Below are 21,030 nucleotides of genomic sequence, written 5' to 3'. Positions count from 1 at the left end.
CGCGCGTTCGACAATCATGCCGCTCAAGCGCTAGTTTGGGCTCATGCGACTGAGGTCCGACATATTCGTCTCCGCGCTGATCCGCCGGGCTGAGGTGCAAGGCGCGGTCGCCATGCTGCGCCGGCGGGGCGCCGCCGAGGCCGGCGCGATTTTTGTCAAGCTTGATCGGCTTGACGGGCGCGCCGCGGTCTATGGCCCCGCCCCGCAGACCGAAGAGCCACCGGAGGGAGTCGATCGGCTGTTCGCGCGCGTCCATGCGGGCGACTGGCTCGATCCGGCCGAGGCCGAGCAGAGGCTCAAGCGCGAGATCATGTTCGACCCTGACCTTTGGATCGTCGAGATCGAGGATCCCGACGGCCGCGTGTTCGTCGAGCTCGCGGCTTAGCGCAGGTCCCAGAAAAATTGACGGACTTTTTCGATGAGCCGGCTCCAACATATTGAGTTGAGAGATTTCTTATCGATCACATCAGTCCATGCGATCGGGCAGCGCTCTAAGCGGATTGATCGAATTTGCGCGATGGCCGCGCCAATGACTGCTGCGGCGCCGCGCGGCGGCGCGTCAGCGCGCCCGGATCTTCTCGCGCCGTGCGGCGAGAATTCTCACGCTCCGATCGCGTCGCGCCGGTGATTGCGCCCACGATGCGCGCCGCCGCCCGCTGCGGCGTCGAGCGCATCACGCCAAGCAACGCGCGCACCACCTCGATGTCATGGGCGACGCCAGGTTCGGCGCAAAGAAAGATGCGCGTCGCCGATTCGAGCGGGACGCCGATCGCGTTGAGCGCCAGAGCGAGCGCCTCCCCGAGATGATCGACGACGAGCGCGCGCGCCCGATCCTTTCGGCACTCGAGCGCCTCGGAGAGCAGCGTGGCCATCGCCTTGCGATCATGGCGTTGCGCCGCGGCTTCCAGTTTATCGACGAAAGCGCCGTCGGCGCGAAGCGGCGCTTCGGTCGCGCCGCTCGCCAATATCTGGCGACAGGCGTTGAGCACGATGGCCGTGCGCTCGAGCCGGTTCGCCGCAAGGAAAAGCGGTTCTGGATCGAGGTCCAGATCGTCGCGATCGAGCAACATGCGCGCGAGCGTCAGATCATCGCGCGCCGCCACGACCAGCGCGCGCCTGGACGCTGAATCAAAATGCGCGGCGAGATTGCCGGCGAGCGCGCGAAGCACCTCGCCCTCTGGACGCGACGCAAGCGCCAGCATTGTTTCCCGATCGAGGTCGCGTCGACGGGCGATGGCCGCCGCGAATTGCGCCGGCCCCTGCTCGGCGGTGACGATCATGTCACGCTGCGCGAGCTTAGGCGCGAATTGAAAGGCGAGCGCGGCCGCAGCGCCGCCCTTGTCGAAAAGACGCGCGAAAATCGAGGCGGGCGTTTCGGGATGAAAGCAGAGCGGCAGCGCCACGCGGGCGACCGTATCTGCATCGACAATGTCGATGAGCCCGAGCGCGAGCTGTTCGAACTGCCGGAGATCGGCCGTCGGATGCATCGATCGCTCGACAAACTGATCGACGACCGCTCGAAGCAGCGACGCGTCGACCATCCGACGCTGTTCCCTATCGGCGCCCATCGCTTCACCACTCGAACCCATACGCAACTCGCAGAAAATTTAGCATCCGGTCGTTGACGGAGCATTAACCCTCGCCAATTCCTAATCGTCAGGGACGACTGATTCATCGTCGGCGGAACGAGCTCGGAGAAATCGCCATGGGGAAGGTCATCGCCTTCCAGCCGCGCACGAGGGGGGCGTCGATACGCGACGACGCGCAGCGGCGCGACGCACAGATCCTGTTCTTTCTCGGCGTGCGCTATGTGCGGGCGGACGACGCTCTCGTCAATGAAGCAGCGAAGCCCGCTCCGGAATCATGCGGCGCGCCGCCGGGCGGCGGCAGGCGCAGGCGCCGGGTTCGCGCCTGAGCTCAGTCGGCAAGAACGAGCGCCCAATAGACCTTATATTTCGCCCCGGCCGCGTATGCCGTCGCGATGCCCATCCGCTTCACCCGCTTATCCAGCATGCGCGCATTATGCGGCGCGGAATCGCGCCAGCCTGAAAAAGCCTCCGCCAGCGTGCGATAGCCCGCCGATACATTCTCCACGGCGGCCGGCGTTTGAACGCCCGCGCCCGCGAGGCGGTCCCCGAGTTCGCCGCGCGCCGCAAGATCCCCGCTCTGCGCCATGTCCCGCGCCTGCGCCTCGGCGACGCGCTGCAGCCCGTCATCCAGCGTCAGAGCGCCGAGCCCGCTGTTGCGTCGATAAAGCGAGATCATGTCGCGCGCCGTCGCGGCATCGACGCGCGCGCCGGCCGCCGCCAGAGAGCGATACATCGGCGGTTCCGGCCCCGTCGCTGGGCTCGCCGGCTCGGGCGCGGCGTTGCAGCCGGCAAGCGCGGCGAACGCCAGGAGAATGGCGACGCGAGGAAGAGGCGACGGAAACATCCAGCGCATCTCGCGCCTCAATCTTTGAGAAACAGTGAACGACGAGGAATTACTTCGCTTGCGCATCTTCCGACGTCGCGGCCTCCTCTTTCGAGGCCTCGGACCGTTCGGTTTGCTCATCTTCGCTCTTGACGCTCAACAGATTGGCTTCGATCGCCAGCGCGCTCGCGGCGGCCGCTGCGGCCAGCTTGTCGAGTTCGGGAATGTTGACGATCGTCGGCGGCGGCGGCGCAGCAATAGGACCGATCGAGATTCCGGCGTCCTTGAGGCGCTCATAGAGGTCGAAGTGCAGGTCGCTGCGCACGCGCGCGGACTGCTCGACGTCTTCGACGTAGCACCAAAGCTCGAATTTAAAACTGTTCGCCTCCATGCCGAGGAACATCACCTGCGGCGCGGGTATCCGCAAAACGCCTTCCTGCGCGCGCGCCGCCGCAAGAAGAATGTCGCGCATTCTTTCCGGATCGACGCCGGCGTGCGGCGAAATGGCGATCTTGATGCGGCCGACCTTGTCGCCGCGCAGCCAGTTCTTCACCACGCCCGCGACGAGATTCGAATTCGGCACGATCATCGTCGCGCGATCGAAAGTCTCGATCTCAGTGGAGCGGACATTGATGCGTTTCACATAGCCCTGCTCGTCGCCGACCACGACCCAATCGCCGACGCGAATGGCGCGCTCCCAGAGCAGGATGAGGCCGGAGACGAAATTGTTGACGATCGATTGCAGGCCAAAGCCGATGCCGACCGAGAGGGCGCCGGCGACGATCGCGAGTTTTTCGAAACCGAGCCCGACATAGGACAGTGCGAGCGCCGCCGCGACAATGAAGCCGGCGTAGCCGAGCGTCGCGCTGATGGAGTTGCGCAGACCGAGATCGAGCCGGGTGAGCGGCAGAAAACGCGTGTCGAGCCAGCGCCGCAGTCCCTGCGTTGCGCCAAGCGCCGCGGCGAAGAGCAGCATCGCCACGAGCGCCCCCGAAGGAGAGATCGTGACGTCGCCGATCTTGAAGGAAACAAACGCCGAGCGAATATTGCCCAGGAAATCGCCCGACTCATAGCCGAGCGGCGCGAGCGCCACCAACGCCGCGGCGAGGAAACAGAGCAGCGTGACAATGCCGGACAGGAGCACGGCGAGCGGCGCGAGCTGCTCACGGCGCACGCCAAGACCGCTGATCATTTTGCGACCGAGGAGGCTCGTCGGCGCAAGCGCCGCTTCGATGCCGCCGCGCGAAAGGGTGACGACCACATACAAAATGGCCAGGACCGCCGCCGTCCAGCCGATCTGCAGAATGACGAAATTGGCGAAAGTGACGTAGCCGGCCGCGCACGCCCCGACGAGCACGAGCACGATAAGAGCGCCGAAGAAGCGCGCGGCGCTCATCCAGTCGCGGCCTTCGGGGGTGGCGACGGCGGCGCCCTCTTCGACGTCGACTCGGCTTGGCAGACTGAAGAGGGCGATGGCGATGAGCGCCGCGACGATCATAACGCCGAGGCCGCGCGTCACGATCACGAGAGGAAGCCCGCCCTGCACGGACTCTTCCAACTGTTCCAGGAAGCGCGCCGCGGAAAGCGTGAGCGCCGCCAGCGTGACGAGTTGCGTGAGACGTTTCGCGAGCCGATCGCCGGGATCAATTAGCCGCCAGTTCGGATGCGAGGGCGCCAGAACCGCGCGCGCGATGGCGTAGGCGAAGGCGATGCGCGCCACGCCCTCGACAAAGCGTCGCCAGATCGGTTCGAGCGCTGCGTCGATGAGATCATAAGCGTCGAAGGCGAGGCTTAACGCGCCGACCGCCGCAACCGGCGTGGCCGCCAGGACGAGCGCCGTCCAGCCGGCGGCGGCGGCCCTGCGCAAAGTCGTCGGAGCGGACTCGTTTTCCGAACGCCGGGCGACCCGTCGCGCCATGAAGAGCGCCAAGGCGACGCTCGCTGCGATCAGAAAGATTACGGCGAAAAACTGCGCGCGTCGGCCATTGTTGACGCGATCGACGACATTCGCCGTTCGGTCGGAAAGAAAGCTCGCTGAATCGCTGATCGCGGCGGGCGCGCCGTCGAGCGCGGCGCGCCACAGCGAAGGCGAGAATAGACCATTCGTGCGCAGAAAGAGATTCTTCGCGAAGAGCCCGCGCTGGCGCGCGACGATCGTCACGGCGACCTGCCGCGTCTCGAGCAATATGGCGCGCGCCCGTTTCAGCGTCGCGTCCACCGCGTCGTAAAGGCGACGCTGCTCTTGGAGTTCGGCGTCAGCGCTGACGCGCGCGGCCGCGTCGGCGGATTCGGGCCCGTTCGGCGTCGCTTCGGGCGCCGGGACCGGCGGCCCTCTCGCCGGCGGCGGCTTCTCGACGCCGTTCTTTACACCGGGTTTGCCGATCGGCTTCGACTCCGCCGGCTTCTCGGGCGCTTTAGGGGCTTCTTTTGGCGGCTCCTGAGGTTTTGCGGCGGCGGGCGCAAGCTCCTTCAACCGCGCATCGATGGCGGCGAGGCGCGGCGTCAGCTTTTCGATCGTTTCCTCCAGTTCGTGCGGCAGGGGTTCGATACGCGCGCGCAGACTGCGCAGCATGGCGTCGGAAAGCTCGGGCTGCTCAAGCGCCTTCTGCACCTCGTCCAGCGTGGCGCGCGCGCGATCGAGACGCGTGTTGAACTGTTCGATCGAGCCAGGGGCTTCGTCGGCGCGCGGTCCCGCAGGGGCGAGCGTCGCAATCAGGATGGCGATCAGGAGCGTCAGTATGCGCACAGGCGGTCCTTGGGTGGAGCGAGCCGAAATCGGTTTCGAGCACGCGGGCGAAAGGTCAATCTTGCGGCGGTTCGAGTTCGTCGCGGTAGGACCGCTTGTCGCCGTTCCGATCGACCACGGTCCAGCCTCCCTGCCCGTCCGGTTCGGCGGCGCCCTCGGCGACCCGCGCCTTGCCGAACCCGCCGGGGATGTCGAGCACATAGGCCGGCAGCGCAACGCTGGTCACGCGTCGCGACAGATCCGCATAGATTCGCCTGCCCGCCGCCAGGCTGAGTCGAAAATGCGCGGTTCCCGGCGCGAGGTCTGGATGGTGCAGATAATAAGGCCGAACGCCCAAACCCGCCAAATCGCGCATCAGCCGCTCCAACACGTCGCCGCTGTCGTTGACGCCCTTGAGCAGCACGGTCTGGGAGAGAAGGACGGCGCCGGCCGCGCGCAACTGGGCGATCGCCGCGCGCGCCGGTTCGGTCAATTCGCGCGCATGATTGACATGCAGGGCGACGAAAAGCGTCTTGCCGCTTGCGCGCAGCGCCGCGAGGCGATCGCGCGTGACAAGATCGGGCGCGACCGTCGGCGCGCGCGTATGGACGCGCAACAGCCGCACATGCGGGATCTCGGCGAGGCGGCGCGACACGGACTCCAGCCGACGCGCCGACAGCATCAGGGGATCGCCGCCGGTGAGGATCACTTCAAAAATCTGCGGTCGCCGCGCGACATAATCGAGCGCCGCGACGACGTCTCGCTCGGGCAGCAGATCGCCCTTGCCGCGCCCCACCGTCTCGCGCCGAAAACAAAAACGGCAGTAAACGGGACAGACCGACAGCAACTTCAAGAGCACGCGGTCGGGATAGCGATGCACGAGGCCAGGCAGCGGCGAATGCGCGTCGTCGCCGATCGGATCGGCAAGTTCCTGCGCCGTCGTCTGGGCTTCGCGGAGATCGGGGATAAATTGCCGCGCTATCGGATCATCGGGATCGTCGCGGTCGATCAGCGCTGCGACGTCCGGCGTCATCGCGATGCTGTAGCGCTTGGCGACGTCGTCGAGGCCGTTAACCTCATTTAAGAGGCGCCAGTCAACCAAATCGGCAAGCGAGGTAAGCGTGCGCGAGGGCGCCCGAGGTGGCGCAGCTGCGTCTTGATCCGGCGGCAAGCGTTTCTCCGCCGCGCAATCGCGCGCTCTCTCGCAAAGCGGGGGAGAGTTGGAGAGGGGGCGATGCGGTTTACGCGCGGCTCGAATTTATTCCCCTCCCTTACCCTCCCCCGCTGCGCGGGAGAGGGAGGCGTCAGGCGTTTCGCGAAAAAATGATCGCGCGGTTATTGCTTCGCCCCGCGCGCGGCGCGCTTGGCCAGCGTGCGCAGCCGCAGGGCGTTGAGCTTGATGAAGCCTTCCGCGTCGCGCTGGTCGTAGGTTCCGCCTTCTTCGAAAGTGACGAGGTCCTGATCGTAGAGCGACCAGGGGCTTTCACGCCCGACCAGCGTCGCCGAGCCCTTGTAGAGCTTGAGGCGGACCCGGCCCGTGACATGCTCCTGGCTCTTGTCGATCGCGGCCTGCAGCATCTCGCGCTCCGGCGCGAACCAGAAGCCGTTATAGATCAGTTCGGCGTAGCGCGGCATCAGCTCGTCTTTGAGATGCGCGGCGCCGCGGTCGAGCGTCAGGCTTTCGATGCCGCGGTGCGCGACGAGCAGAATGGCGCCGCCGGGCGTCTCATACATGCCGCGCGACTTCATGCCGACGAAGCGATTTTCGACGAGATCCAATCGCCCGATGCCGTGGAGCCGCCCCAGCTCGTTGAGCTTGGCGAGAAGCGCCGCCGGCGAAAGCTTGACGCCGTCAACGGCGACGGCGTCGCCCTTTTCGAAGTCGACGGTGACATATTGCGCTTCATTGGGCGCATCTTCGGGATCGCCGGTCCGCGAATAGACGTAATCCGGCGTCTCCTGACTTGGGTCTTCGAGCACCTTGCCTTCCGAAGAGGTGTGCAGAAGATTGGCGTCGGTGGAGAACGGCGCTTCGCCGCGCTTGTCCTTGGCGATGGGTATCTGGTTCTTTTCGGCGAAAGCGATGAGATCGCCGCGCGAGGCGAACTCCCATTCGCGCCAGGGCGCGATCACATGGATGTCGGGCTCGAGCGCATAATAAGCGAGTTCGTAACGGACTTGATCGTTGCCCTTGCCGGTCGAGCCATGGCAAACGGCGTCGGCGCCGAGCTTGCGGGCAATCTCGATCTGCTTCTTGGCGATGAGCGGGCGCGCGATCGACGTGCCGAGGAGATAAAGCCCCTCATATTGCGCGTTGGCGCGAAACATCGGGAAGACGTAATCGCGCACGAATTCCTCGCGCAAATCCTCGATGAAGATGTTTTCCGGCTTCACGCCCAGAAGCAGCGCCTTGGCGCGCGCAGGCTCGAGCTCCTCGCCCTGGCCGAGATCGGCGGTGAAGGTGATGACTTCCGCGCCATAGGTCGTCTGGAGCCATTTCAGAATGATCGAGGTGTCGAGCCCTCCGGAATAGGCGAGGACGACGCGTTTGATTTCTTTTTTCTGGCGGGTCATTTTGGCTCTGGCTCGGCGGGGGCGATTGCGCGCGGACTATAGGCGCCGCGGGCCCGAGCGCAAGGCGGCGCGACTCGGCCCATGTCCGCGCAGGAGAAACGGCGTGAAGCGAACATTCGCCCTGGCGGGCGTCCTTTCTTTCCTGGGGCTGTCGGGTCTCTGCGCGCAGACCGACCAGCGCGTCTGGACGCTCGGCGGACTGGAGGAGAAAAACGCCGACAGCATCTATCTTGGCTATGGCGTGCCGGAGTCCGACGACAGCCTGGGAAGCTTCACCTGCGCGCCCGGGAGCGGCTTGGTCAAAATCTGGATCGCCGAAACCAGCGACAAGCTTAAAGCCGGCGACAAGGCGACGGCGATCCTCTCCGTCGGCGAAAAGACGGCGAAGGTCGCCGGCAAGCTCGTCCCCAATGAAGAAGCCGGCGTGCCGAGCTTCGAAGGGCGCCTGCCGGCGAAAGACCCGATCTTCGCGGCGATGGCCGGCGGGGAAACGCTCGGCATCGCCGTCGGCGGGGCGAAGCGCACGGCGCCCCTCGCCGACGCGACGGAGAAATTCAAGAAATTCGCCGCGGCCTGCGCCAAGCGCTGAAGCCTCGTTTTTTACGTCGGAGCCCCCTAAATTGGCGCAATGAGCAGCCGTTCGACGAAAAATCCCCCTCAGCCCAAGGTCGCCGGCCTGACCCCCGCGCGCCGCCGGGCGCTGGACATTCTCACGCAAGCGAACCGGCCGGTCGGCGCCTATGAGATGATCGATCTCATGGCCGACGAAGAGGGCAAGCGCCCCGCGCCCGTGTCCGTCTATCGCGCGCTCGGCTATCTTATGGACAACGGCCTTGCGCACCGGCTTGCGTCGAAAAACGCCTATATCGTCTGCGGCCACGCGCATGAGGCCGAGGAGCCGGTCGTTTTCATTATTTGCGAGGAATGCGGCGAGGTGAAAGAGGCGACGTCGCCAGGCTTCGCCCGCGAACTTACGGCGCTTATCGGGGCGGCCAATTTCAGCGCCCGCACCCGCGTCGTCGAAATCGCCGGGCGCTGCGCCCGATGCGAAGGCAAATAGCGATGCGGGGCGCCGCGCGCTGGCTCGCGCCGCTCCTCGTTTTCATCGCCTCGCTGGCCTTTGCGGCGAATTATCCGCCGCTGACCGGTCGAGTTGTCGATCAAGCTGATATCATCGCGCCCTCGACGAAGAGCGCGATCGAGGCAAAGCTGAGGGAGCTCGAGGACAAATCCGGCATTCAGCTCGTCGTCGCCTCGGTCAATTCGCTGGACGGCCTGGACGTCGAAACCTACGCCAATGGCCTGTTTCGCGCCTGGAAGCTTGGCGAGGCGAAAAAGAACAATGGCGTTCTGTTTCTGGTCGCCCCGAACGAACGCAAAATGCGCATCGAGGTCGGCTACGGCCTGGAAGGAACGCTCACCGACGCGCTGTCGAAGATCATTTTGACGAGCGCGGTGGCGCCGCGATTCAAGGCGCGAGACTACGGCGCGGGGATCGAACGCGGCGTCGAGGGGATCATCGAGGTGCTCTCTGGCGATTCCGCCGAATGGACGAAACGCGCGCGGGGGCCGCAAACCACGAGCTTCGATGAGCTTTCCCCCCTCATTTTTTTCGCCCTGTTTCTATTCATCGTGGTCTGGATGGCGCGCAGCGCGCGCGGCCGGCGACGCTACGACCGGGGTTACAGGCGCGGCGGATCGCCGACCGTCATCTTGCCCCCGAGCGGCGGCTTCTGGGGGGATAATTCCAGCGGCGGCTGGCGAGGGGGAGGCGGTTTCGGCGACGGCGGCGGATTTTCGGGCGGCGGCGGCTCGTCCGGCGGCGGCGGCGCTTCGGGGGATTGGTGATGCGGCTCACGGCGGACGACTTCGAACGCATCGCCGAGGCTATTCGTCGGGCCGAGGACAAAACCTCCGGCGAGATCGTCTGCGTGCTGGCGCGCCGTTCCTCCGACTACGCTTACGTGCCGCCGCTCTGGGGCGCATTTGTCGCGCTGGCGTCGCCATGGCCCATGCTGCTGTTCACCGAACTTTCGCCTCGTGAGATTTTTGCCGCTCAGATCGCCATCTTTATCGTCGCGACGCTCGTCGTTTCATGGGGACCGGCGCGCTTTTTCCTGACGCCGCGCGCCGTCAAGCGCGCCCGCGCCGCGCGCGAGGCGATTGAGCAGTTTTTCTCGCGCGGCGTTTCGGCGACCAAGGCGCGCACCGGCGTGCTCATATTCGTCTCTTTCGCGGAGCGTTACGCGCGCATCGTCGCCGACGAGGCCATCGCCGCAAAGATCAGCAATGACGAATGGCAAGGCGCGCTGGATCTGCTGCTGAAAGACATACGGCGCGAGAGAGCGGCGGACGGTTTTGTCTCGGCGATCGGGGAATGCGCGCGACTCTTGGCGAAACATGCGCCCCCTGGCGCGCAGGGCGACGAACTGCCGGACAAGATTTATGTGATTTAAATGCGCCTGCCCTATCGACGTTATCATTCCCGACGCGCGCAACGCGCGCGATCGGGAATCCAGAGTCACAATTTGAGTCATTGGATTTGCTCTGGATTCCCGGTCAGGCCTCCGGCCTGCCGGGAATGACGAAGCCTCACGCAAAACGCACGCATGTCATGCCGGGACTGCGATTGCGGAGCCATGCGACGCTCATCAGGCCGTTGAAGACCCGCCCCTGCCATCCCCACTCGAACCTATACGGAAAGGTCTCGGCGCGTTCGACCGCGGCCCATCCGCGCAAGGTCGGCTCGATGTCGCAGTGATTGATTCCCCAAGGCATTTCAGGCGTGACGTAATTGCGTCCTTTCCTCCAGCCTTTCAGCGTCTTCTTCGACAGCCATTGGGGAATGTGATCAAAGCACAGACGCGCCTTCGGAAATCGCGCCGCCATGTCGCCGATGAGGCGCTTGACCTCCTCGGGCGTGAAATACATCAGCAGTCCCTGCGCGGTAATGTAAACCGCGCGGCGTTCGGGCACGGCGTCGAACCAGCCTCGATCGAGCGCGCTCATGGCGAGATGCCGATGGCGCTCGTCCGGCTTTATAAAGCGCTCGCGTATGGCGATGGCGTCGGGCAGATCGACGCAAAGCCACAGCGCCTCGTCGCCCTCGACGCGAAACCGCTGTGTTTCGAGCCCCTCTCCCAGATTGACGATGACGCCGTCGGGATGGTCCTTGAGAAAGACGCGAAGCTCGTTGTCGAAGAAGACGGCGCGAAAGGCGTGGGAAGGCTCGGCTTTTCCAAAGCTGCCCTCATAGTCATACTCAAGCGCCTCATAGATTTCGACAGCCTTGAGATCGCGCAATATCCCGTTGGGAAGCTTGGCTTGGCCCGCCCGATTATGCAGCGTCCACAACATGGTTTCGCGCACGCCGGTCAGATTGGGCGGGATTCTGGCCATCGGCTTCGCCTCCGAACTTGCCGTCGAGAGAAGGACGCCTGCGAGAGTGATCAACCCCGCGCGATCCGGCAAGGGCGCCAATTTCGGAATGCTTCTTGAAGAAGCGAGCGCCCGCCGTCAGGAGGAGCCGCGTCTTTTCGCCTCGCGGGCGACTTCCCGCCAGCCGATGTCGCGGCGGCAAAAGCCGCCCGGCCAATCGATGAGATCGACCGCCGCATAGGCGCGCGCCTTCGCCTCGGCGACGCTTTCGGCCATCGCGGTGACATTCAGCACGCGCCCGCCCGCGGCAAGCAGCCGGCCGCCTTCCTCGCGCGTGCCGGCGTGGGTGACGGTGACGCCCTCGACGGCTTCGGCGCGCTCCAAATTGCGGATTTCCGAGCCCGTCATCGGCGTTCCCGGATAGTTTCTCGCCGCCAGCACCACCGTCAGCGCCGCCAGCGGCGAAAACCGCGGCCGCTGCTGAGGCGATTCGCCCCGCGCGGCGTCGAGCATCAGCTCGAGAAGATCGCCCTCGAGACGGGGCAGAATGACTTGCGCCTCGGGATCGCCGAAACGGCAATTATATTCGATGAGCTTTGGCCCCTCCTGCGTCAGCATGAGTCCGGCGTAGAGCACGCCCTTGAAGGGCGCGCCCTTGTCGCGCATGGCGCGCATCGTCGGCGCGATGATCTCGGCCATCACGCGCGCTTCTATTTCTGGCGTCATCACTGAAGCCGGCGAATAGGCGCCCATGCCGCCCGTGTTCGGCCCGGCGTCGCCCTCGCCGACCCGCTTATGATCCTGCGCCGTCGCGAAAGGCAACGCGCGAACGCCGTCGCAGATTGCAAAGAACGACGCCTCTTCGCCTTCGAGATACTCTTCGATGACGACCTCGGCGCCGGAGAGGCCAAAGGCGCCGGCGAACATCGCCTGCGCGGCGCGCTCCGCTTCCGCCAGCGTCTGCGCCACGACGACGCCCTTGCCGGCGGCGAGACCATCGGCCTTGACGACGATCGGCGCGCCATGTTCCCGCAGATAGGTCAGCGCCGGCTCAAGCGCGGCAAACCGCGCATAGCGCGCGGTTGGGATTCCGTAGTCGCGACACAAATCCTTTGTAAAACCCTTGGAGCCTTCCAGCTGAGCCGCCGCCTGAGTCGGCCCGAAGGCGAGGATCCCCTGCTTTTCCAGCTCGTCGACGAGACCGCCGATCAGCGGCTGCTCCGGCCCGACAATGACGAGCGCAATTCCCGCCTCCCGACAAAAATCGATCACGGCGGGGTGGTTGGCGGCGTCGAGTTCGACGTTATCTCCCACACGACCCGTCCCCGGATTGCCTGGCGCGATATAGAGACGCGTCAGCAGCGGGCTTTTCTTTAGTGCGTTGCAGATCGCATGCTCGCGACCGCCCGATCCGATCAAAAGAACATTCATTAACGCTCGCCCGGTTGCTTCGTTTCCGCTTCTAGAGCGCGCGGACGCCAAAAGGCAATCCGCCGCCGAAATGCTAGGCTTGCCCATTGCATAAGCGCCGCTAGCTATCGGACCGGGGGCTAGCGGCTGGAGTGTCCCACATGTCCATTACCCGAGATATCGCATCGCATGAAAATGCGGTCGCCTATGGCGGCCTCATTGACGCCATAGGCGGCGTCGCCACCATCGTCCTTGTGATTTGCGGTTTGGTTGGAATTGCGCCCCCCATGATGGTCGCGATCGCGACGATCGTGTTTGGCGTCGCGCTGTTAATTCAGGGCGGAGCGATGCTGTCGGAATATACGCAAGTCGTGTTTCCCGGCGGCGTTCGAACCTCTTCCGTCGAGCAGATGGGCGGCAATAGCCTCGCGCTCGTCTTTCTCGTTGGCGCGGCCGGCATCGTGCTCGGCGTTTTGTCGCTCCTTGGAATCAGTGCGGCAGTCCTGACTCCGGTCGCCGCGATCGGCTATGGCACCGCTCTGTTGCTGAGCAGCAACGCGGTATGGCGCCTCTACGTCCTGCGGCGCGCCTCCGCCCAAATGGAGACCGCGGTCGGACAATCGCAACATGTCGGCGCCGAGATGCTCGCGAGCGAAATGGCGTCGGGTTCAGCAGGCATTCAGGCGCTCGCAGGACTGGCGGCGATCGTCCTGGGCATTCTTGCGCTTGCCGGCAACACCGCCGATCTGACCCTGAACCTGGTCGCGCTGCTCGCGCTCGGCTCCACGATCGTGCTCACGGGCAGCACCCTTAGCGCCACGGTTCTGAGCTTTATGCGACCCTGAGCGCAGCCGTTTTCGAGACAAATGCCCCCGACCGCCCGTCGGGGGCATTTTTCTGCCTCGCCGAAGTGCCAGACGGCTTCCCTCCCGGAGTGAAAATGCACTAAAGACAGCGCAATCTCTCTTTGCGAGGCGATATGGCGCGGCAGTTCATCTATCACATGCAGGGCCTCAGCAAGACCTATCCGGGCGGCAAGAAGGTCTTGGAGAACATCAATCTCTCCTTTTATCCCGACGCGAAGATCGGCGTCCTCGGCGTCAACGGCTCCGGCAAATCGACGCTGCTGCGCATCATGGCGGGCGCCGATAAGGAATATTCCGGCGAGGGCTTCGTCGCCGAGGGCGCGCGGGTCGGCTATCTGCCGCAGGAGCCGCAGCTCGACCCGACGCTCGACGTGCGCGGCAATGTCATGCTCGGCGTGGCCGACAAGAAGGCCATTCTCGATCGTTACAACGATCTCGCCATGAATTATTCGGACGAGACCGCCGACGAGATGACGAAGCTCCAGGACGAAATCGAGGCCAAAGGTCTGTGGGACTTGGACAGCCAGGTCGACCAGGCGATGGACGCGCTCGGCTGTCCGCCGGACGACGCAGACGTCACCAAGCTTTCGGGCGGCGAGCGGCGTCGCGTCGCGCTATGCAAATTGCTGCTCGAACAGCCGGAAATGCTGCTCCTCGACGAACCGACGAACCATCTCGACGCTGAAACCGTCAACTGGCTCGAAGGACATCTGCGCCAATATCCCGGCGCAATCCTGATCGTCACCCACGACCGCTATTTCTTGGACAATGTCACCGGCTGGATATTGGAGCTCGATCGCGGCCGCGGCATCCCCTACGAGGGCAATTACACCAGCTGGCTGAAGCAGAAGCAGAAGCGACTGGCTCAGGAATCGTCCGAGGACAAGGCGCGCCAGCGCGCGCTCGAAGCCGAGAGCGAGTGGATCGCCGCTTCGCCGAAGGCGCGGCAGGCGAAAAGCAAGGCCCGCATTCAGCGCTATGAGGAGCTCGTCGCCAAGCAGAACGACAAGGCGCCGACCACCGCGCAGATCATCATTCCGGTGGCCGAGCGGCTCGGCGACAATGTCATCGAGTTCGAACATCTGTCGAAAGGCTATGGCGACACGCTCCTGATCGACGATCTCTCCTTCAAATTGCCGCCCGGCGGCATCGTCGGCGTGATCGGGCCGAACGGCGCCGGCAAGACGACGCTGTTTCGCATGATCACCGGACAGGAGAAGCCCGACAACGGGACGATCGAGATCGGCGACAGCGTGCAGCTCGGCTATGTCGACCAGTCGCGTGACGCGCTGCACGCCAATAAGACCGTCTGGGAGGAAATCTCGGACGGCAATGAGGTGATCTATCTGGGCAAGCGCGAGATCAACAGCCGCGCCTATTGCTCGGCCTTCAATTTCAAGGGCGCCGATCAGCAAAAGAAGGTCGGCCAGCTCTCAGGCGGCGAACGCAACCGCGTGCACCTCGCCAAGATGCTCAAGAGCGGGGCCAATGTGCTGCTGCTCGACGAGCCGACCAATGATCTCGACGTCGACACGCTGCGCGCGCTCGAAGAGGCGCTCGTCGATTTCGCCGGCTGCGCCGTCATCATCTCGCATGACCGCTTCTTCCTCGACCGCATCGCGACGCATATTCTCGCCTATGAAGGCGACAGCCATGTCGAATGGTTCGAAGGCAATTTCGCCGATTACGAGGAAGACAAGAAGCGGCGCCTCGGAATCGACAGCGTCATTCCCCACCGGCTGAAATATAAGAAGTTCGCGCGGTGAGCGGCTGAAATGACGTCTATCTCGGCCCGCCGTCAGTCTGCAAAAAATTGCAGCGCCCCCGGACATGTGCGCGAAATGGCGGCACGGCTGTCCAGCGACGACTGAATGATGAACTTCTCTGCTTGTCCCAAGCCGTATACGCCCATCAAAGTTTGGACCATGAAGAAGCCAAGCCCTTCAATATCGGCGCGGCTCGACATGGAAAATTCGCGCACATAATTTTTGCTGCCGGCCTTTCTGACGAAGCCCAGTTTCGACAAGACGCGACGCTGCTTGGCGGTCAGGACCATTCGGTTGACGCCAGTCGGACCATAGGCGCCGCTCGATGCTTCGCACAGTGCGCCCGCGTCGCGTTCAACAAACCGGCATTGCACATATCGCTGGCCCTGCCCCAGCGACACGATGATAAAGCGGTTCAAGCCGTCCTTCCGCGCAGGCGCATCATGCAACGCATGGATCACCGCTGCGGTCGCACATTGAAGTTGATGCGCATTCGCGCCTTCGGCGATCGCATCGACAACGCTCGTCGCGATCAACAGAATCGCGAGAACCGGCGCAGCTCCTGGCCTGTGATTAGCGCGCATAATATCTCACGGCTCCTGTCGTGCATCCTGCGTACGGATTGGCTCGGACGTGGTTCGACCACGGGTTTGCTGTGGCGGATGATTTTCACCGTCTCGCTCGCCAGGGCCTTGTCGATCAGCCGGGACAATTGTTCCTTCGCCTTGGCGATTGGGTAGGACGACATGGCCGCCTCGAAAATGGTCGTTCTTCAAAAAAGGAAATAATTTCTGGCGAAACAACGCTACGGCGCCACCAGTTCGACCTCCGGAAAATATGTCCGATATCTCACCGCATCGCGCGTCAGAAGCGGAACGCGTATAGTTTCAGCTTGGGCGCCGATAAAGAAATCCGCAAGCACATTCGTCTTGGCGCCGCCGCGCATCCGATAGTCGCGAAACGCCCGCCCGGCGCGCCAGAGGGCTTGACGCGACATTGTGGAATGTTCAACCCCAAGCGCGCCTAAAAAATCGGAACAATCGGCTTCGGCCGTAAAGCCGGTCGCCAGTTCCGCAAAGACGGCGTCGACGATCAAGATCGGTCCAAGCGACATTCTTCGTTCGAGCGCCTGCTGCGACGCATCAAACCAATCGGGATTGTGCGTCAGCAGGTCGATGAAGATATTGGTGTCGACAAGTGTCAATCGTCGCCCCGCAGGAGGCGCATCCACTCGTCAGTCGTCGTTCGAAATTTCACGCCCTTGCGATCCAGCGCGGCGAGCGCCCGCTCAATCTTGCTCCTCGCCGCCTTCAGCGCCGCGGGGTCCGCCTCACCTGTGTCGCTTCGCTCCACCAGCACGCCGCCCTCCGGCCTTGCGCGCACGCTGACGCGGTCGCCGGGCCGGATGCCGGCGGCTTCGCGTACGGCCTTTGGCAAGGTGACCTGGCCCTTTATGGTGACTTTTGTGCTCATGACGCCAAAGGGTAATACTCGCCCAAGAAGAGTAATACCCGCTCGATCGAGGCGTCAACCTGCGGGCGCGCTCAATGGGGCGTCCGCCTAAACGCCTTCCGCAGCTCGTGCTTCGCCTGCTCCAGCGCCTGTCGGCGCGCCTGCGGCAAATCCTTGCCGGCCCTGTTGATGTATAAGGTTAGCATCGACATGTCCGAACGGAACGGGTCGGGACAATTCTTCCCTTGCGGTGGATAGCGGCGCGCCAACTCACTCCAGCGCAATCGCCCTTACCCCTCTCATCGCCGCCGCAGCCGCCAGCCGCGTATCGAACGTCGCCAGTCGATAGCCCCGGTTCGAGGCGAGCGCGAGATGCAACGCGTCGGGCGCAGCGAGTTTGGTCGCGAAATCGCGAACGAACCGATCCGCGAGCGCGAGGTCGGATGCGCCCGTTTCAATGCTTGTAGATGCTCGAGCTAACCAATCGTCGAGCAACGCCAGCGCGAGCGACGCCTGCTGTTCGGACATGCGCGCCGAACGAAACTGCCGGGAAATTACTGCCGCAACTTCAAGTGCGGCGAAGTCGCTGACGACGAGCTCCTCGCGCGCATTGGCGAGCCATTGCTCCATGTTCAGCGTATGCGCGTCGCGCAGAATCAGTGGAACGATCGCGCTCGCGTCAAGATAAACGCTCATTCTTCTTCGTCGCGCATCCTGCGGATGAGAGCGACGGCGTCCTCGCCCAGCGGCGGCAGCGCGTCACGTCGTTTGCGCAGCCATTCGAGGTCGGCTTTCGTCATTCGTTTGCGCGCTTTGTCGGGTGTGCTCGGACGCAGTTCGACGACGGGTTTGCCGTGACGGGTGATCGTCACCGTCTCCCCCGCCAGCGCCTCGTCGATCAGCCGCGACAATTGTTCTTTCGCCTTGGCGATGGGGTAGGACGACATGGCCGCCTCGAAAATGGTCATTTTTCGAGAAGTAGGTCATAATTTCCGGCGACGCAATGCGTTGCGGCGCCAGCCGTTCGTCCGCCGGAAAGTCATTTCGACGCCATCCCAAATCCCGCGCCAAAAGCGGCGCGCCATGCATGCTCAGTGGGGCGTCCGCCCAAACGCCTTCCGCAGCTCGTCCTTCGCCTGCTCCAGCGCCTGTCGGCGCGCCTGCGGCAAATCCTTGCCGGCCCTGTTGATGTAGAAGGTCAGCATCGACATGGCCGAACGGAACGGGTCGGCTTTGCGCCGCTCGCTCATCTCCGCCGAGCGCTTGAGCGAGCGGGCGATCTTCGCGGGGTCGTCCCACGTGAACACACCCGCTTCGAGATCGAGCGCGTTGCTGTGGCGCGTGACCTCGCCTGACCAGTAGTTGGCCGCCGTCTTTGCACTTTTTGCCGGCGCGCGGCTTTTCGGCTGCCTTTGCGCCATCGTCCGCCTCGTCTCAGGAGCGCTTGTCAGGAGCGCTTGTCAGAATCCCTGGGCAGGTAGTCGGCCGCCCACAGAAATCAACATCCTCGAAGCGTGACCGCCACGATTTCGCCATTTGCGCGTGGCGGATTTCCCTGCTGGGCCCTGGGCGGCCAATGAGGGATATTTAGATGGGACTATTCCGCCGGGCCGCCGCTTTCGTCGCCGTCGGCGCTTTGCCGCTCGCGGGCTGCGCCCCGCAGGAGTCGCCCGTCGCCTCGGCTCCCGCCGCCTATGACGAGGCCGCGAAGCCGACCGAGCTCACCGGTCAGGACGCGCTGCATGCGCGAATCTCCCATTACGCCCGCATCTACGACATTCCGGAATCGCTCATCCATCGCTCGATCCGCCGCGAGAGCAATTACAATCCCGCGGCCCGCCACGGGCCCTATTGGGGGTTGATGCAGATCCGCCACGACACGGCGCGGCACATGGGCTACGACGGCCCGCCCAGCGGCCTTCTCGACGTCGACACCAATCTTGCGTTCGCGGTGCCCTATCTCGCCAACGCCTATAAGGTCAGCGGCGGCGACGAAGGCCGGGCGATCAAGCTTTACGCCGGCGGCTACTACTATGAAGCCAAGCGCAAGCGGATGCTGGACGAACTGGTGACGTCAGCCTCGCAGTGAATCCCGAAGCATTATTGGTTTTTCGGCGTGAAGGTGCTGCGCACCCGCCCCCCTTGCGCCGCGCCGCCTTGCACGGTCGCCATGCCGGTCGCCACGTCATAGACGAGCTTGTCGCCTTTCACGATATTCTCGGCCTGGGTGAGCGTGACGTTGCCGACGAGATAAACCTTGTTTTCGGCCTTGTCGTAGCTGCCCCGATCGCCCGTCCCGATCTGGTCCTTTGAAACGAGCGTCACCGGCCCTTCGGCGTCGATATGTTTGACGCGGTCGTTGGTCGTCGCGTCGGCCTGTCCGCCGCCCTTTCCTTCGAGAAAAATGATGAGGCGCGAGGCCTTGAGCGTCGAGGGCCCGTTCGTGACGATGACGCTGCCGGAGTAGATGAGCTTCTGCTCCTTCTCGAAATAATCGAGCTTGCCCGCGTCGATGTTGAGCGGATCCTTGGCGGAGGCGCCAGGCAGAATGCCGCCCGAGCGGCCCGCGGCGCCTGCCGGCGTCGCGGCGACGAGCGCAACAAGGAGAAGAACGAAAGGGTGGCGGCGCATTTAGTCCTTGGTCGCGGCGCCCGAAGTTTGCGGGTGCGCATCGCCCTCCCCGTATAGCACCGAATGGACGCCGCCCGCGAAGGACGCGTGACGGTCCTTTTGGGAAAATTCGACAGAGCGCGCGGTGACCTCGCCGCCGTCGATCTTCAACAGCACGGGCTTGTCGGACGTCATCACGCTATCCTTGAAATCCATGACCGCCGACTCGAGCCGCATGTCGAAATTTTTGTCTTCGTGGATGTCGACGCCGCCGCTCATATCGGCCCGATCGGCTTTCCTGTTGTAAACGCCCTTCGCCGCCGACAGGACTATGGAAGTGTCTTTGGTGTTCTCGACCCGAACCTCGAGCTGATCGAGTTCGAAGACATCCGGCTTCGCCAGATCTTGCATGCCGACACGCGCGCGCACTTCATAGGGACGCCCGTCCTTGCGATAGCCGACGAGCTTGGGGCTCTCGATGACGATGCGGGAGCCCTTGAGCGCGACGCGCGCCAGGCTCAGATCGGCGGGCAGAAAGCGCAGCGAGCTGATCAGCAGGCCGAGGCCGACGATCCCCACGACGCCGCCCGCCCCCCAAAGGATCCAGCGGCGCAGGCGCGCCACGCGCGTCGTATGGCGCAGCGCCTCCGGAAAGGCGCTCTGGCGCGGAACGGCAAGGCCGCTCAGGCGATCGCGGGCGCTGGGCGCCGGCAAGACGTCGGTCATGCCGTGATCATGAGGCAGGCAGGTGGCGAATTCGAGGCAGAGCCAAAGCCTCGACCGCCAAAGCCTTACTCATGGGCGAAAATATCCGTTTCCGGCCAGCCGGCGAGGTCGAGCCGAGCGCGGGCGGGCAAAAAGTCGAAACAGGCCTGCGCCAGTTCGGCGCGGCCCTCGCGGGCGAGCATCGCGTCGAGCTTGTCCTTGAGCTGGTGCAGATAGAGGACGTCCGACGCCGCATAGGCCTGCTGCGCGTCGGAAAGAACCGGCGCGCCCCAGTCCGACGACTGCTGCTGCTTCGAAATCTCGACGCCCAGAAGCTCGCGCACGAGATCCTTGAGGCCATGCCGGTCCGTATAGGTTCGGGCGAGCTTGGAGGCGATCTTGGTGCAATAGACCGGCGCAGGAACGAAGCCGAAGGTCTTGGCCAACACGCCGATGTCGAAACGGGCGAAGTGGAAGAGCTTCAGAATGGTCGGATCGGCCAGCAGGCGCTCGAGATTGGGCGCGCGCGTCTGACCGCGCGCGAATTGGACAAGCTCGGCGTCCCCGTCGCCGAAGGAGAGCTGCGCCAGGCAGAGACGGTCACGATGCGGATTGAGGCCCAGAGTCTCGGTGTCGATCGCGATAATGGCGCCAGCGCCGATCCCCTCGGGGAGATCGCCCTGGTGGAGGCGGATGGTCATGCGGCTCGAATCTTTCGATGTGGAGCGGACAGTCTATCGCAGAATGCGCAAGGCTTGTCGAAGCGTTGCGGGTTCGCGCCCCACGCGCTCGCCTGCGCGACGAATTGTGCTACCTAATGGCTGGGCCCTGGTCGATGGATCTCCTGGCCCAGGGAGTAACCCCATGCGTTACATTCTTGCTTTAATTCTCGCTTGCGCGATCGCTGCGCCGCCCGCCGCCGCGGCGTCCCCGAAATCCGCCGGCAAATCCGTTTCGGCCTCAAAATCGGACCCGGCGACAAAAACCGGCAAGCGCAGTCGGCAGAACGCCGAGCGCGGCGGCGCCGGCGGCATCCATCCTTTGGTTGGAAGCGGCGACTATTAGAGGTGACGCCGCAGGGTAAACTGCTCCTCTTGTCAGACGCCCGCCAAATCTTCACTCTATTGCGATG

At 64.1% G+C, this 21,030-nt stretch carries 27 protein-coding genes and 1 pseudogene; 10 read left to right on the top strand and 18 right to left on the bottom strand.

Features of this window, described 5'->3' with window-relative positions:
• Positions 1-43 precede the first annotated feature (43 nt).
• Positions 44-385 (top strand): DUF1491 family protein, encoded by a 342-nt coding sequence (locus BN69_RS16910; RefSeq protein WP_014892868.1) that lies wholly within the window; start codon positions 44-46, stop codon positions 383-385.
• Positions 386-491: 106 nt separating this feature from the next.
• Here BN69_RS16910 and BN69_RS16905 read toward each other — a convergent pair whose 3' ends face one another.
• Positions 492-1,541 carry a DUF2336 domain-containing protein gene (locus BN69_RS16905; RefSeq protein WP_148277159.1) on the bottom strand — a complete coding sequence of 350 codons (1,050 nt, stop codon included), beginning with the start codon at positions 1,539-1,541 and terminating at the stop codon, positions 492-494.
• Between the two features lie 164 nt (positions 1,542-1,705).
• Between BN69_RS16905 and BN69_RS16900 the strand changes: the two genes are divergently transcribed.
• Positions 1,706-1,915 (top strand): hypothetical protein, encoded by a 210-nt coding sequence (locus BN69_RS16900; RefSeq protein ID WP_014892866.1) that lies wholly within the window; start codon positions 1,706-1,708, stop codon positions 1,913-1,915.
• A gap of 2 nt (positions 1,916-1,917) precedes the next feature.
• On the opposite strand, the gene BN69_RS16895 is transcribed toward BN69_RS16900, so the two are convergent.
• The 4 genes from BN69_RS16895 to BN69_RS16880 all read right to left on the bottom strand — a co-directional run bounded on the left by BN69_RS16895 (position 1,918) and on the right by BN69_RS16880 (position 7,711).
• Complete coding sequence (locus BN69_RS16895; protein ID WP_014892865.1) at positions 1,918-2,442, bottom strand: CAP domain-containing protein; 525 nt, start codon at positions 2,440-2,442, stop codon at positions 1,918-1,920.
• 40 nt (positions 2,443-2,482) lie between these two features.
• Complete coding sequence (locus tag BN69_RS16890; RefSeq protein WP_014892864.1) at positions 2,483-5,158, bottom strand: DUF3772 domain-containing protein; 2,676 nt, start codon at positions 5,156-5,158, stop codon at positions 2,483-2,485.
• A gap of 55 nt (positions 5,159-5,213) precedes the next feature.
• Positions 5,214-6,308 carry a lysine-2,3-aminomutase-like protein gene (locus BN69_RS16885; RefSeq protein ID WP_014892863.1) on the bottom strand — a complete coding sequence of 365 codons (1,095 nt, stop codon included), beginning with the start codon at positions 6,306-6,308 and terminating at the stop codon, positions 5,214-5,216.
• A gap of 164 nt (positions 6,309-6,472) precedes the next feature.
• Positions 6,473-7,711, bottom strand: coding sequence for an argininosuccinate synthase (locus tag BN69_RS16880; protein WP_014892862.1), 1,239 nt, complete (start codon positions 7,709-7,711; stop codon positions 6,473-6,475).
• Positions 7,712-7,814: 103 nt separating this feature from the next.
• Between BN69_RS16880 and BN69_RS16875 the strand changes: the two genes are divergently transcribed.
• Genes BN69_RS16875 through BN69_RS16860 form a run of 4 tightly spaced genes read left to right on the top strand, consistent with a single transcriptional unit; the run spans position 7,815 to position 10,167 of the window.
• A complete protein-coding gene (locus BN69_RS16875; RefSeq protein ID WP_014892861.1) occupies positions 7,815-8,300 on the top strand; it encodes a hypothetical protein in 486 nt (161 codons plus the stop codon).
• Between the two features lie 39 nt (positions 8,301-8,339).
• Complete coding sequence (locus BN69_RS16870) at positions 8,340-8,771, top strand: transcriptional repressor (RefSeq protein ID WP_014892860.1); 432 nt, start codon at positions 8,340-8,342, stop codon at positions 8,769-8,771.
• 2 nt (positions 8,772-8,773) lie between these two features.
• On the top strand, positions 8,774-9,559 hold the full coding sequence (locus BN69_RS16865) for a TPM domain-containing protein (RefSeq protein ID WP_014892859.1): 786 nt from the start codon (positions 8,774-8,776) through the stop codon (positions 9,557-9,559).
• On the top strand, positions 9,559-10,167 hold the full coding sequence (locus tag BN69_RS16860) for a TPM domain-containing protein (RefSeq protein WP_014892858.1): 609 nt from the start codon (positions 9,559-9,561) through the stop codon (positions 10,165-10,167). Before BN69_RS16865 ends, BN69_RS16860 begins: the two co-directional genes overlap by 1 nt.
• A gap of 136 nt (positions 10,168-10,303) precedes the next feature.
• On the opposite strand, the gene BN69_RS16855 is transcribed toward BN69_RS16860, so the two are convergent.
• Together BN69_RS16855 and purD are read right to left on the bottom strand one after the other, a co-directional pair.
• A complete protein-coding gene (locus tag BN69_RS16855) occupies positions 10,304-11,110 on the bottom strand; it encodes a class I SAM-dependent methyltransferase (protein ID WP_014892857.1) in 807 nt (268 codons plus the stop codon).
• A gap of 117 nt (positions 11,111-11,227) precedes the next feature.
• Positions 11,228-12,520: a phosphoribosylamine--glycine ligase gene (gene purD, locus BN69_RS16850; protein ID WP_014892856.1), complete on the bottom strand. Its 1,293-nt coding sequence runs from the start codon at positions 12,518-12,520 to the stop codon at positions 11,228-11,230.
• Positions 12,521-12,660: 140 nt separating this feature from the next.
• Between purD and BN69_RS16845 the strand changes: the two genes are divergently transcribed.
• Both BN69_RS16845 and ettA read left to right on the top strand, forming a co-directional pair.
• Complete coding sequence (locus BN69_RS16845; protein ID WP_014892855.1) at positions 12,661-13,344, top strand: hypothetical protein; 684 nt, start codon at positions 12,661-12,663, stop codon at positions 13,342-13,344.
• A gap of 134 nt (positions 13,345-13,478) precedes the next feature.
• The gene (gene ettA / locus BN69_RS16840; RefSeq protein ID WP_014892854.1) at positions 13,479-15,131 is read left to right on the top strand and encodes an energy-dependent translational throttle protein EttA; all 1,653 of its coding nucleotides are present in this window, start codon (positions 13,479-13,481) and stop codon (positions 15,129-15,131) included.
• Between the two features lie 32 nt (positions 15,132-15,163).
• On the opposite strand, the gene BN69_RS16835 is transcribed toward ettA, so the two are convergent.
• The 8 genes and pseudogenes from BN69_RS16835 to BN69_RS16805 form a co-directional block, all read right to left on the bottom strand.
• Entirely contained in the window at positions 15,164-15,667 is a 504-nt protein-coding gene (locus BN69_RS16835; protein WP_014892853.1) for a hypothetical protein, read from the bottom strand.
• A complete protein-coding gene (locus BN69_RS19900; RefSeq protein WP_014892852.1) occupies positions 15,664-15,879 on the bottom strand; it encodes a type II toxin-antitoxin system Phd/YefM family antitoxin in 216 nt (71 codons plus the stop codon). The genes BN69_RS16835 and BN69_RS19900 overlap by 4 nt, the downstream gene beginning before the upstream one ends.
• A gap of 57 nt (positions 15,880-15,936) precedes the next feature.
• The gene (locus BN69_RS16825; protein WP_014892851.1) at positions 15,937-16,335 is read right to left on the bottom strand and encodes a type II toxin-antitoxin system VapC family toxin; all 399 of its coding nucleotides are present in this window, start codon (positions 16,333-16,335) and stop codon (positions 15,937-15,939) included.
• The gene (locus BN69_RS16820) at positions 16,332-16,604 is read right to left on the bottom strand and encodes an AbrB/MazE/SpoVT family DNA-binding domain-containing protein (RefSeq protein WP_014892850.1); all 273 of its coding nucleotides are present in this window, start codon (positions 16,602-16,604) and stop codon (positions 16,332-16,334) included. Before BN69_RS16820 ends, BN69_RS16825 begins: the two co-directional genes overlap by 4 nt.
• 71 nt (positions 16,605-16,675) lie before the next feature.
• A pseudogene (locus tag BN69_RS19675) lies at positions 16,676-16,813 on the bottom strand (DUF3175 domain-containing protein); the annotation flags it as partial.
• A gap of 40 nt (positions 16,814-16,853) precedes the next feature.
• Complete coding sequence (locus tag BN69_RS16815; RefSeq protein WP_014892848.1) at positions 16,854-17,279, bottom strand: type II toxin-antitoxin system VapC family toxin; 426 nt, start codon at positions 17,277-17,279, stop codon at positions 16,854-16,856.
• Positions 17,276-17,530 (bottom strand): type II toxin-antitoxin system Phd/YefM family antitoxin, encoded by a 255-nt coding sequence (locus BN69_RS16810; protein WP_244434985.1) that lies wholly within the window; start codon positions 17,528-17,530, stop codon positions 17,276-17,278. The genes BN69_RS16815 and BN69_RS16810 overlap by 4 nt, the downstream gene beginning before the upstream one ends.
• A 144-nt stretch (positions 17,531-17,674) precedes the next feature.
• On the bottom strand, positions 17,675-18,004 hold the full coding sequence (locus tag BN69_RS16805; RefSeq protein ID WP_014892846.1) for a DUF3175 domain-containing protein: 330 nt from the start codon (positions 18,002-18,004) through the stop codon (positions 17,675-17,677).
• 170 nt (positions 18,005-18,174) lie between these two features.
• On the opposite strand from BN69_RS16805, the gene BN69_RS16800 reads away from it, so the two are divergent.
• Positions 18,175-18,672, top strand: a complete 498-nt coding sequence (locus tag BN69_RS16800; protein ID WP_014892845.1) for a lytic transglycosylase domain-containing protein — start codon at positions 18,175-18,177, stop codon at positions 18,670-18,672.
• A gap of 11 nt (positions 18,673-18,683) precedes the next feature.
• On the opposite strand, the gene lptA is transcribed toward BN69_RS16800, so the two are convergent.
• From lptA to BN69_RS16785, 3 genes are all read right to left on the bottom strand, one after another.
• The gene (gene lptA / locus BN69_RS16795; protein WP_014892844.1) at positions 18,684-19,214 is read right to left on the bottom strand and encodes a lipopolysaccharide transport periplasmic protein LptA; all 531 of its coding nucleotides are present in this window, start codon (positions 19,212-19,214) and stop codon (positions 18,684-18,686) included.
• Positions 19,215-19,919: an LPS export ABC transporter periplasmic protein LptC gene (gene lptC, locus BN69_RS16790; RefSeq protein WP_014892843.1), complete on the bottom strand. Its 705-nt coding sequence runs from the start codon at positions 19,917-19,919 to the stop codon at positions 19,215-19,217.
• Between the two features lie 65 nt (positions 19,920-19,984).
• Positions 19,985-20,599: a ribonuclease D gene (locus tag BN69_RS16785; RefSeq protein WP_014892842.1), complete on the bottom strand. Its 615-nt coding sequence runs from the start codon at positions 20,597-20,599 to the stop codon at positions 19,985-19,987.
• A 163-nt stretch (positions 20,600-20,762) separates the two neighbouring features.
• Between BN69_RS16785 and BN69_RS16780 the strand changes: the two genes are divergently transcribed.
• On the top strand, positions 20,763-20,963 hold the full coding sequence (locus BN69_RS16780) for a hypothetical protein (protein WP_014892841.1): 201 nt from the start codon (positions 20,763-20,765) through the stop codon (positions 20,961-20,963).
• Positions 20,964-21,030: the final 67 nt, after the last annotated feature.

The sequence above is a fragment of the Methylocystis sp. SC2 genome, from assembly GCF_000304315.1.
Taxonomy (GTDB): Bacteria; Pseudomonadota; Alphaproteobacteria; order Rhizobiales; family Beijerinckiaceae; genus Methylocystis.
Note: the sequence above shows the minus strand (reverse complement) of the source record. Positions and strands in the feature narration are given on the sequence as shown.